Raw genomic sequence first — 12665 nt, 5'->3', positions numbered from 1 at the left:
AATGATATCAAGCCAATAAAATTGGTGGCGACTCAGCACGAACTGTTCGTATTCATCAAAATAACTGATCCGCTACAATTGGCTTTTGGTCACTTGGCAGGTGGGTCGAGCTGCGTATTTGGACGATAGTTGCAGTATGTCCTTGGCCATCTCCTTCTTGATATTGTGGCGGGAGAATTGCTCGACAAATTCAGACCGTGAGATCTGCTGCATTTCCAAACGCTGGAATGCTTCAATGGCATCCTCAACATCGCAAGGTCCAAAGATTGCAGCGTTTTTAATTCGCTTTTGTGCAAAGCGAGCCGCGTAACCGGAAAGGCCACCCCAGATCGGTTTATGCGTGGCGGCGTATTCAAATAATTTCGAGGGGAGAACGCGGCGAAAAGCTTTCAGGTTATTCAGGTGCAAAAAAAGGACGTCTGCTTGATGATAAACACGAAGCAGTTCATCTCGCTTCATCGGTGGCGAAATGGATACATTATCAACCTGGGCCTGCTTCAAGGCATTTTTCAGGTGTTCCAATGTGCTGCCGTCCCCGATCAGATGAAAGTCCACCTGGTCGGCAAGCCTTTTTGCAAGTTCGGGAAGTATCTGGTGAAGCCCTTGTCCGGTTCCGATGTTGCCGGCATACACTACTTTGATTCGACGAGGTGGAGTCTTGGGCTCCGGCGCCTGCAAGGCCGAGAGTTGGTTGATGAATAAATCATCGACGCCGTTAGTGTAAAGCGTAAAGTCTCGCCCGGGGTAACGGGTATTAAAGTAAGGCAAAAAACCTGGTGAAATCAAATTTACCCGGGTTGCACTATTGATCGTCCAGCGTTCAAGTGGCGAAAAAATTGAAGCTGCGAAACGGCCCCAGCGGGAAGGCAGAAAATCGCGTAGGGTATCCACGAATATGTCACGAATATCCAAGTATAGCGCACACGCATTTCGCCGGGCGATAAGGGCACCAAGCGATGCAGTCATTAAGCGCGACGATGTGGCGAAGACCAGATCGTAGTGCTGATTTCGCGTAATCTTCAACGCGTTGTTCGCAAAACTGACGAAGGCTTTGGCCTGGTCTTTGATCCCGCTTCGATGTGTCGGAATATCGATCCGTCTTATACTCAGCAGCGGTGAACGTTCGAGGCTCACTGCATTGGCTACAAAAGAATGGTATCGGTTAGGACGTGTCGTGATCACGTCTATGTCCACCTGCTCACCCAATTCGGCCCGTAGGGCGCTGACCAGCGCTTCTGCACGAAATGAGCCGGCCGAAAGGTCTGGCGGATAATAGAAACTCAGCAGAAGAATCTTCGTAGTCATCATCAGGCCTGTTTTTCTGGTGTGGCTACTGGGAGTATTTGCTGGTAGAGATTTACCAGACGAGCCTCCTGCTCTTCCCAATTCAAGGTGTTTGCGGTGCGTTGCGCGTTGTCGGCAAATCGTTTGCGCAGGTCAGGGTTTGTGACCAGCTGGTTTAGCGCCTGCGCTAGCGCAGCATGATTGTTTGCGGGGACGAGAATGCCAACGTTATTGTTGCGCACGATGCGACGTATTTCAGGGAAGTCAGTCGCTACAACAGGCAAACCAGCGATCAGGTACTCGAACAGCTTGTTGGAATCAGTCGTGTAGTGATTAAGGCAAGTGTTTTCGATTGGCTGGACGCCAATATCGGCGGAGGCCGTATATTCTGGAAGTTCTGACAAGGCTACTGTCGGAATGAAATGCACCCGTTCCTGCAGGCCGAGTTCTCCGCAGCGTTGGTTCAGGCTTTGAGTCAGCCTACCGCCGCCGATTAGCACAAAGTAGGCATTCGGCACCGCTGTCGCTGTTTCGATGAGCTTTTCAAGCCCACGGCCTTGCTGCAGACCACCTTGATAAATAATTATTGGCCATGGCGCTTTCAGTCCCAGCTCGTTGCGAATGCGGTTGGATCCGCGGCAATGAGTAAGTCTGGGACGGTTCTGTAGAACCGTAGGTCGCGCTACGCCATAGGCGCGGGCGAAGTACTTCGCCCGGGCGTCGGTGGTAGTTATGCTTCCATCTACCTTCGGCATCAGCTGCTTTTCGACGAAGCCCACCACGCGACGAAAACTTTGATAGCCTTCGCGGCTGGTACTGATTTCATGGGCGTCATAAATCAGACGAGCCCGGCTTAAACGCGCTGCCAACCAGGCTGTTGGAAGCGTGTTCACGTCGTGGGCGTGCACCAGGTGAGGGCGATACCGGACCATATGCCAAAGAAGGGCGGCGTGCGTCCAGGTTCGGGCGACAAGTCGTAGCACTTGATGTCTGAGCGACAGTTTTCCTACGGGGTTCTGAATCTTGCTTGCTTGAGCGGGCTGCTGGGAAACATTGTTGCCCTTACGCCAGCGCCATAATGGGCTACGCGCAACACGAAAGACGCTGATGCCATCTTTTAGTCGTTCTTGTTGACGGGTAACACCCGGCGTGTGCAAAGCAAAGACATTAATCTCATAGCCAGCGTGCCGAAGGGTTTGGGCTTCTTTCAGCACACGAGCATCATTAAGAAATTCATTCCAGACGATCATGGCTATACGTTGCATGCGGCCCCCTCTGGCACGGCTTGGTTGAGTGCACTTACCAAATGTGAAATTTGCGGAAGTAGTTCCGCCGCCGATAAGTAATTTTGCTTAACCAGCCATTGATCGAGCTGGAAGCACAATGCCGAAAGGTGCAAATGCTGTCCGGTAACGTCCTGCATGTCTGCACGTTGCTCCTTCAAATCAAACAGTAGTTCTGGTAGCAACGGTTCCAGCTTCCTGGATACTTGCAAACTGGCGCCGACGGGTTCTAGGCTCCAATTGCCCCAATAACTGGCGGTCAGGACGCCGGTATCGGAAATGAATATCTGGTCCTTGCCTATCTGGGCGTTGCAAACATGGAGCGGAAGTGTGCGGAGCAGAACGCGAATGCTTTCTACGTCTCGCATAAATACCTCGAATGCGGCTTGGTGCTTGCTGATGTCGAGTGCCTCGCCGAGATTGGCGAGGGCCGCATCGCTGAGGCGATCCCATAGCAGGGGCCTGGAGCGGGTATATTTTTGTACCAGTGCTGCAGAAGGCGTACTTCTCATTAGCAGCTTGGTCAGTTCAAGGTGGTGTATGCCGAACTCCACCGCAGGTATTTTGTTGAGATGCTCTGGGCGGAAGACATGACAATGGAAGCCATCAAGGATAGTTGCGTGAATGAAAGGAACGGTACGCAGGTTGCGGACATTGGGCTCGGAAAGCAAAGTGGCTTCGTTGATAGCCAAAGTACTTCGGTTGGTGTTGAATATCTTGATAAGGTGTGTGTCCACACTTCCAAGGCGGCACGTGGAGATGACCTCGAGAGCGAAAACGTCATGCACGCCGCTTTGATGCCAGTTCACATGGTGTTCAGTATATGATTTCTGTGTGGCTTGATTGAGTAGAGCGGGTACCCACTCGTCAATCTGGCTTCGGGTGAAAATGTTCCAGAACTTTGTGGCTTTAGATTTGGATTCGGTGGTCAGTTTATGACCATTAAAAAACAAGGCTGAGATCTGCAATTTCTGTTCTTTGAGCAACATCACGTCCTGGATGAGCAACGTGGCACGCTGCATGATCTGACGGGTTAGCAATACGCCGATGATGGCGGGCAGCAGACTGGGAGGCGTATCGGAGAGCAGGTCATAAGCGAGATACGAAAATGCTGCCAGGAAACCAAAGGACCCCATTGAGTTGATAAGTTCGTGGGTGCCCTCGGTCATGGGTGCTGGATGGCCCTTTTTTATTGCGGTTATCGCTTTGGCTGCAACGCCCATGCATAGCCAGAACGTGATGACTGCAATCGTAAGCTCTAGATAGATGAACCCGAGAGCCGCGATGGTCAGTGCGAGAAATACGACAGCGGCCAAGCTACGTGTCAGACGGAGGTATGCCTTACGTGCGACATCGTCCTGTCCATCAAATACAATGAGTTTGCTGCTATTGCTGACAAGCTTTTCGCTGCCGAGAGTCGTTAATTTTTTAGTAATCGATTCAGAGGCAAGGTAGAGCAGGTAGAATGCAATGGCGGCAACGCAGAGTACGATGAATAAATCCTTTTGTTCAAATTCCTTGAGGTAGTCAGGAAAGTACGAAGGAATGGAGGGCGAGCCGATAAGAATAATGGCTTTCAACGGCAGGTAGGAAGCCGCCAATAAGCTGATCTGCGCCGCTAAAGTGCAGGTGATGATCGTTAAAGTCAGCCCCGGAATGTTGCGAGTTATTTTGGAAGCAACGGAATAGATCCAGCGGCCTGAATTGAGGGGTGCGCTTTTTGCTTCGCTCATGGTAACTGGCCTTGTTTCATACGCATCTGAACATACCGGGGCATTACATTAGTTTACGGCCCAGGAAATTACTGCCTGGGTGGATGCCTTATTCGGGTTGGATTGCTTGAAGTTAGCAACAATCATGGCGGCGTTTGGCTTTCTGAAATAAGCCTGAAGACTTGAGTCGTCTTGTTTTTTAATGGTTGCCTTGTAACCGCTTTTTTCCAGTGTTTGACTGAAATCCTGGTAAACGGTCTTCAGGTCGGCAGTGGTTTCGAAGTAATGGAACTGACGATCTTTATCATCCTTGGTTGCCATGTAGCTTTTCGTGCTTTTGACATTGCTGAAGGAAATCTTGTTGCCTTCCTTGAGGTTGATGTCTGCCGTGTCAGGTGCATTACAAGCAGTCAGGAAAAGGGCCAAAATCGAGTACAGAGCAATCTTCTTCATAACTATTTCCGAAGCTTTAGTTTTGGTGAGCAGTAATGGTGAATTGTGCTTTGATAGCATTCTTCATTTCAAATGCAACCATCGTCGTATCCATCTGTTGCATGAAACCAATGCCGCTTACGCCTTTGACAAGTTCATCATCATTCCAGCCAGTGACAATCTTGCAGGGGCAGTTCGAGACGATGGTCATTCGGTAGTTTGAGGCCGGATGACGAAGCTCAATGCCGTCTTGTGTCTTTGTCACTTGTGTGCCGTCACCACAATGGAAAAGGCTGAACATAAGCTTGTCCTTGACCGCTGTATGGATCTCGTCGCTGATATCGAGCTGCAAGCGGTCCAGGTGACCTGTGATACTGCGTTTGACGACGGTATCGGCAAAGGCGTCATGCGAGCCATGCAAGGCAAAGCTGCTGCCAATGACTTCCCCCATAAGTTGAGCGTGCCCAGGTTCAATACTATAGGGTACATCGCCGATAACCGGGTTGTTGTGCGAATAGGGACCCCTCAGGAAACTCTGTACTGGCTTGAGATACTCGTGCGAGTAGAAGCTTGGGTCGATGAGCCACTCGATACCATCCATGAACAATGTGAAAGACAGATTGTCCTGGTGCTTGTGCGTTTTACACAGCGAGGTCGCAAACAGGGTCAGCATGTAAGCGGTCTGTGCGTGGTTGCCCTTGATGATCGCGTATCCTGCGGTTGGCAGTATCGTTGCGGAGGGTGTTGGGTAATTGCTGCTGTTACGGACCGTTTCCAGGTCCGGATTAGCCCGGCGGAACGTGTCGCCCTGTGCCGGGGAGCGATTGTCCGGATAGCGCAAGAAGTCAGAGAACTTGAGTAGCTCTTCAGCGACCGTTGGAATGGTTGTGGTATGGGCGCTCTGCTGAGCCAGTTCGCCAGCGAAGGCGATTAACCGCTGCACGCCCTGGTGGTAACCGATGGAATTTTCTACAAACACCGCATAACCGTTATCGCGAACGATCAAGGTGTCCAGCTGATCGGTCAGGCGTGACAAGGCTAGTGACTGCCAGCGTTCGGAGCATGGGAAGTCGGGCATGGCCAGGCTGGTCGCCAGCAGCGCCATGTCTTGGAACCAGGCGTGATTGTGGTAGCGAGATGCCTGGTGAGAGGCGTAGAACATCTCCGAAGCCAGCAACTGGGCATGCTTGAAGATGGCTGCGCGCAGGCGCACCATGAAGCGGTTGTCGAACTGGTGCAGGGCACCAACATCCCAGATCATCAAGAATGCCAGCAATCGCTCGGCGGTGCCGTGGTCATACCAGGCAAACTTCCGGTCCTCATCAGCGTTGAAATAGCTCCGTTCCAGCCAGTTGCTGACGAATTCACGCGCCGGGAACAGCGGCGCGATGCTGCCTTCCTGCCGTGCGTGCAGCATCAGGATGATTGCTGGATGCAGCGAATGCCACGAAAAACGATAGGTGCCAACCGAATCAAGGTCGTCCGGCAGAGTCAGCTGCCAGCCCCAGTCCAGACCAATGTTTCCGTAGAGTGGGCAAACGCCTTTTTGCAGGTAATCATTGGCCTGAGTCGGTACGTCCTTGAAGCATTTCTCCATGTAGGCATACAGGGAATCGCGAAGTGCTTCGGGCAGTGGCTCTTTGGCGAACCCTTCGGTCAGCCAGGCAGGGGGCTTGTCGTTTTCGTACCAGCAGGTGAGGCGCTCGATTTCCACTGTCGAGCCTTCATGTCGCGGCTGACCTTTGAAATAGAGCTTTATTTCCTCGAAATCGCAGGCGGTTGGGACATCCCAGTCATTTTGGATGCCGAATGCCAAATCGTTGTGCCCGATAGTGAAATCGACCCACTCGCGTCGAGCGGCATTCACGATCTTCACATGGCGGTAGCTGCCTTTGAAGGTGTAGCCCACGCCGACGTAGTTAAGCTTTTCCCAATCGGAGATGCGGAACCGCAGGTGTAGACCATTTCCATGGAAGCTCCGTGGCAGCTTGAAACGAAGCTGGTAAACGCTCGCGTTGCCATTGAAAGTGAACACCGGATTGCCATCCAGCATGGCGGCGCGCGCATTGCCACTGAAGCCTTGAAGGTTAAAAGGCTCGTCGATTTCGCTGCCGTGATTGCAGAACGATCTGTAGTCGAGAATGTCCCGGTCGGAAAGGAAGTCCAACGCCGGCTTGTCCAGCGCGGGTATGGGTGTAGCCTCGATTTCATCTTCCTTCAAGAAGTGGTCGCGGATTATCTTAAGCATGTCTTTGTAGTGTTTTCTGAAAGTAAAAAAAGGGCACTGCCCCCAGTGGCGCTACAAGGCGCTGACAGCTGCTCGAGGGCAGGTGCGGCAGTGTTGCTGCCGCGCGGCCGAGGGTACCTGCAGTTGGCTAGGCACCCGGATCACTTATCGAATCAGCTCAAGTTCACGGGTGATGATTGAATGCTTGGCAGTTTGTTTTTCAACACGCATACGAGCCGCAGCGGACAGTCTGCGGAACAGTTCCGGTGATTCGATCACCCGGGCGATACCGTCTGCCATCGCCTGGGCATCTTCACCGGGTGCAAGAACCCCACATTCGTCATCGACGAATTCAGGGATAGCCGTAACAGCGTTGGTCACGGCGACCAGACCGGAGGCCATCGCTTCATCCCGTGAAACCCCCTGGGCATCCATACGGGTCGGGCAGAGGAACAGGCCGTACTGTTTGTGCAGTGCTGCAATTTCCTGATGCTTGAGGAAGCCGCGCTCGATGGTCACGTTGCTGAATTTGCGCAGTGGGGCGAGGGTATCCTCGAACAAGTTGCCATCACCAATCATGCGGAACTCAAGGTCCTTGAAGTAGGGTTTTCCGGCAAGCAACTCAATCGCTTTGACGCTCAGGTCGTTCGCGTACTTGGCCGACGCATAGGGGCGAATGGACAGCAGTTTCATACGCTGCGCATCTGGCTTGGCCTGGTACGAGAAGAGTTCCGTATCAATGGGGTTATGAATGATTTCGTAGCGATCCTCAGGAATGCGGAAGCCCACATCCTCCATGACCTCTTCAGCGAAGTAGCGAGATACGAAGACGAGCTTCAGGTTGGCTGGCATATTGGTCAGCGTCTCACGCCAGAACGCCATACGTTTTTCGCTCTCGACTTTCGCCAGGGCCAACTGAAGTTCGTCCGAATAGTTGTACTCGCGACGCCACCACGGCTGAATCTCAGCGCCGTGTACCCACACCACTATCTTGACAAGGTGGGTGAAGCGCTTGAGCACTGCCCACATATCGGGATCCAGGAAGTGCACCAGTACGCTCTTGTATTGGCCACTTTCCAGCATCTTGACGAGTGTGGTCTGGCATCCGGTTACCACGTCCACGTTCTGGAACTCGTGATAGCTGACGGCTTCATTCTTGCGCAGGCGGAAAATGTCAACGTTCAGGTTCTGTTCCTGATACGCCATTACTCGGCTGTGCACAAAGCCATTGCGATACAGGTCTTCATAGGCCGGGTAATGATTGGTGACTACCAAGTGTTGCGAACGGCCAAGCATCTCTGAAGGTTGCAAGTTGCGGTGGCCAAGCACCAAAGCCTTGATTTCGGTATTGCCGGAGGCATAGGCGCGCAGGCCGAAACGCACGAAGGCGGCCTCGGGCGGCACTTCGGAAGTCTGATTACGGTTGGCATGCTGCATCACGTGGCTGATTCGCTGCTTTTCGGCATCGAGGAACAGCACCACCAATTGCAGGTTCAGGCCAGGCGAGCAGTCGAGGTACAGCTTGAGCTTTCGGTCCTGGATATTCAGCTCGTCCAGGCTGATTTCGTTCAGTGCATATACATATTCATGTTTGCCATCTGCCAGCTTGGAATTTACACGCCAGCTATCCACATCGACACTCAGGTCGAGGAATTTGTTGTGCTTGGCGCCGAAGATGTCGGCCAAGGCCCGGCCACTGATTTCCGGCGAGTCATGGTTGACTTTCAACGGCGCAATGGCTTGGGCGCGAGCCTGCAATTGATCGATGGTCATGCCCAGGTCCAGTTGCAGGTCATCGACCTTGACACTGATCTTTTCGTGTTTCGCCGCACCATTCTCGCAATAGTTGAATGGGTCGATAGCCAAGCCTTGCTCATGCGCATACGTCAGCGATGGCAGGCTCTTCAACCAGGTGAGTAATGGCTGACCGGCAACGATTTCGGTCGCCACCAACGCGCGTCGTGCACTCAGGGACGGAACCGGATGGTATGCCAGTTCAGCCGACAGCAGCTCAGCATTCGGCCCCTTGCAGGTGAAATGAGCGGCTTTACCAATCACCTGTGCATTGCTGTAGCGTGTCGCCAGCGCCAGGTCCATCAAATAGTTGGGGCCGTAATAATCGCCCGGTACAAACGCGGCAATCCACGGCGTACTACCGACCAGCTCGCCAAGGCTGGATTTTTTCAGTTGGGCCGGTTTGAGCACAAGAATGCGAGGGTCATCACTGACAATGCTGCTTTGATAGGCATCGGTGATGATGACCATGCGGACCTGGCTGTAGGCCTGGCGGTCAAGGTGGGCGCGCAGCATGTCGAACTGCTGACGATCTTGCGCTTCGCAGACGACGACGATCTCCGGCAGGCGCTGGGCCTTGGCGGTGCCTGTCACCATGCTGAGCACATAATCCAGGCGCTGGGTGTAGGTGTGCTCTTGCATCACTTTGCGCAGGGCGGCGAGCTTGAGCTTGTCACTGTTGAGCGGGTCTTCTGCCAGTAATTGCAGGCGGCGCAACATCTCTTCGCCATTGTCAGTAGTGACAACAAGGTCGCCGAACAGCAAGCGTACACCGCGCGAGAAGTTGCTGACAGTAATAGTGTTGCAACCCAGCAGTTCGAACACCCGACGCGCAAACATCGACTGCGACTGCTTGATCGAGTTCAGGTTGATTGCGTAGCGGTAGCCTTTGTATGCCGTGTCGATTCTTTCGAAGGGCAGGGTGCCTACGATATACGGCTGGTATTCCTCAGGAAACTGGTAGTTGATGTCGTTCTTACCGAAGTTTCGGTCGAAAATTTCCAGCGGACGGAACTTCGGCAACTCGCAAACGAAGTTGCCCAGGTCACGGGTGCGCTCCGGGTAACGAGCATAGTAGGCGCCAGCGAAACAGAAGGCGTCTTTGCGCTTGTACAGTTCGATCGGGTTATGCAGCGCGGGCTGGCAGGCAAAAGGCAGCAGGTAGACACGCTCGTGACCGAGAGCGCCTTTATAGCGATGAATGCAGTCGATATCGGTGGTGAACACATGGTCGAACTGCTTGGCGGTGGTCAGGAAGGTCTCGAAATGAACGGGATCCTCCTTGTTCCAGAACACGGTGGGCACCTTGTTCTGACGGCACCAGGTGAGGATGTCCTGCAGTTCCTGGCTGTTATGGCCAACCTTGCTGCCCCACAGATCATCCTTGCCACGCCAGGCTGATTCGATGAACAGCAGTTCCGGGCGGAAAGCTTCAAGTTCTGCTTTCCAGTTGTTCGGGGTGAGCTGCATCAGGTCGCATTCGTAGCGATAGGAGCCGAAGGTGAATTCGTCCATCACGCAGGCCATTTTCAGGCGGCTTACCGGCTGATCGGCCTGGCGTAACAGCGCAGAGCGGCTTTGTGCGCTGGTCTCCAAGGCTTCTGGCAGTTTCAGGTAATTCTCATCCTGGACGACTGGCGCTGGCGGCAGCAGGGCCTTCAGCGGTTCGCTGGCAATACGTTTCTGTTCACTCTGCTGGCGTTGCTGGTTGGCTTTGCGGTAGAGACGTAACAAGCGCACTGGCAGTTTTACCAGGCCGCTCAATGAAGTGGCGCTGTTCTTTATTTGGTAGCCGAGCTGGTAAGTCATGCTGGCACGTGTCTTGACCAGCCGCTGTTCAGCCAGATGGCGTTGCGTGTTGGCACGCTCCAGATTTGCGTTGAGCTCGTCGATCTTGCGCTGTTGTGCCGCGCTGCGCTCCAGCAACTGATTGAGGTTGGCCTTCAGTTGCGGAATCTGTTCACTGCTCAGGGCACGGTACTTCATATTTGCGGCGCCCAAGCCTGCTTTTGACGAGTTCAGCTCGCTTTCCAGCTGCATCCGCAGGACCTGCCATTGTTCATTGGTAGCCGCCAGGCTCGCTTCCGCGGCCTGGCGACTGGCAGTTTCGAGTGCCAGCTGTTCGACCAACTCATCTTTTGCCTGATTCAGCAAGGCAATGGTTTCTGCCTGTTCTGCCTGGGCTTGTTGTGCTTGGGTGCTTGCCTGCATCAGTACATGCAATTGCTCCTCCAGGCCATTGCGCACCTCCACCAAGGTATTGATGGTGTTGGCTTGGGCGGCATGCTCACGCTCGCTGCGTGCCTGTGTTTCGCTCATAGCCTGCAACTGGCCCTCCAGCTCGGCTTGACGTGCTTTCAACAGGGCAATGGTTTCGGCCTGTGCAGCGTCGGCCCGTTGGGTTTGGGCCTGCAATTCGTTCATATACTCCAACTCGCTTTCAAGTTCGGCTTCCAATTCCGCTTGGCGCATGCGCAGCGTAGTGATGCACTCATCTTTTTCGGCAATCTCCTGATTGCTCGCGTTTCGCAGCTGGCTCATTGCCTGCTCTGCCTCGGCCTGCGTTGCGGCTGACATTTGCCGCTGGCTTTCGAGGGCAGCTTTCAGCGCTGCCTGTTGAGCACGAAGGGCGGTGATGGTATCTATGTGGCCAGCATTGGTTTGCTCGGCCTGAGTCCGCAGCTCAGTGGTCGCTTGCAACTGATTTTCCAGCCTGGCTTGCAAGGCGGCTTGCTGCGCACGAAGTCTGGTGATGGTTTCTACCTGTCCGTCGTTGATCTGGCGGGCCTGCAGCAGTTGCTCGGAGGATGCTGCTGCCAGTCCTTCAGCCGCAACACGCTGCTGGTTTGCGCAAGACAGTTGTTTTTCAAGGTTGCGGAGGTACTGCTGCAGAGTCTCCAGTTCCTGATTCCGCTGTCCCAGCAGGTCGTTGGTTACGGCGTTTTGCTGTTCCAATTGAGCACACTGCTGGGCAGTAGCGAGGGCCTTTTCATTCGCCTCGCTCAACTCGGCCCTGAGCGAATTGAGTACTTCATTGAGCTCTTGAATACTGCGCGCACTGGACTGTTGCAGTGCCGCAAGGTCGGCATCGCGGTTTTGTAGCTGTCTGGAAAGCGCTTCAGCCTTCTGGGCTTCGGTCTTGAGCTGGGCAATCTGCTCGTTGGCGGTACGATACTTTCTGTTCGTATCTTCCAGTTGCTTAGCGATCGCACCAAGATTTCCACGCAAAGCGCGCTCGATGGATTCGAAGGCTTTTTCAAGCTCACGCACGCGTTCGATAGCCAGCGAGTCGATAACGCCTGGCTTGTGCGTTTCGCTCTTCACCGCAACGATACCCAGCCATTTGCCAAGCATCTTCACTTCGATGATTTGCAGATGCTCGGCCAGCAGCCGGAACGGTTCCATCAGGTAGAACGTGTGTTTGTGGTCAATGAACTCATTGACCCCGAACGGCACGGTGATCACCAACCGGCCACCCTGCTTGAGCAGCTCATGGGCTTTTTCAACGAACAGTTCCGGGCGTACCAGATGTTCGAGCACTTCACTGATGACGACGGTGTCCGGTTCAACCTCGAGCGTGTCCAGCGCGAGGAAGTCTGAATTGATGTACGTGACGTTCTGCTGGATATGGGCCGGTTCGGCGGACAAGTAGCCCTTGGCTTCTTCGATGGCCTGGGGGCTGGTGTCCACACCGATGACCTGGCAGCCTTCCCGTGCCAGCAGCAGGGGCACGATGCCCTGCGAGCAACCGACATCCAGGATCCGACGCCCTTTGACCTGGGCGCAGATCCAGTGGATGCGGGACTGCGTTTCGCGCATGAACTGATCCCCCAGCTTGCCGTAGTAGGCTTCCATCACGCGGTCATGAATGTCGGCCAAAGGTGAAGGCAGCTCAGTGTTCACGGTAGGGGTCTCAAGCGTGGGGTTGTTCAT

The 12665-nt window shown here is 53.9% G+C and carries 6 protein-coding genes; all 6 read right to left on the bottom strand.

The features are described 5' to 3' along the window. Positions 1 to 72: 72 nt before the first annotated feature. The 6 genes from B4L76_RS23285 to B4L76_RS23260 all read right to left on the bottom strand — a co-directional run bounded on the left by B4L76_RS23285 (position 73) and on the right by B4L76_RS23260 (position 12665). Complete coding sequence (locus tag B4L76_RS23285) at positions 73 to 1305, bottom strand: glycosyltransferase family 4 protein (RefSeq protein WP_296235453.1); 1233 nt, start codon at positions 1303 to 1305, stop codon at positions 73 to 75. Positions 1306 to 1307: 2 nt separating this feature from the next. Then, complete coding sequence (locus tag B4L76_RS23280) at positions 1308 to 2549, bottom strand: glycosyltransferase family 4 protein (protein ID WP_296235420.1); 1242 nt, start codon at positions 2547 to 2549, stop codon at positions 1308 to 1310. Beyond that, positions 2537 to 4300, bottom strand: coding sequence for a hypothetical protein (locus B4L76_RS23275; RefSeq protein WP_296235419.1), 1764 nt, complete (start codon positions 4298 to 4300; stop codon positions 2537 to 2539). Before B4L76_RS23275 ends, B4L76_RS23280 begins: the two co-directional genes overlap by 13 nt. Before the next feature lie 48 nt (positions 4301 to 4348). Continuing rightward, on the bottom strand, positions 4349 to 4732 hold the full coding sequence (locus B4L76_RS23270; RefSeq protein ID WP_296235418.1) for a hypothetical protein: 384 nt from the start codon (positions 4730 to 4732) through the stop codon (positions 4349 to 4351). A gap of 16 nt (positions 4733 to 4748) precedes the next feature. After that, a complete protein-coding gene (locus B4L76_RS23265; protein WP_296235417.1) occupies positions 4749 to 6959 on the bottom strand; it encodes a heparinase II/III domain-containing protein in 2211 nt (736 codons plus the stop codon). Positions 6960 to 7103: 144 nt separating this feature from the next. Beyond that, positions 7104 to 12665: a glycosyltransferase family protein gene (locus B4L76_RS23260; protein WP_296235416.1), complete on the bottom strand. Its 5562-nt coding sequence runs from the start codon at positions 12663 to 12665 to the stop codon at positions 7104 to 7106.

It is taken from the genome of Pseudomonas sp. UBA4617 (assembly GCF_002386445.1).
Classification (GTDB): Bacteria; Pseudomonadota; Gammaproteobacteria; order Pseudomonadales; family Pseudomonadaceae; genus Aquipseudomonas.
This window is presented reverse-complemented; position numbering and strand designations above follow the sequence as displayed.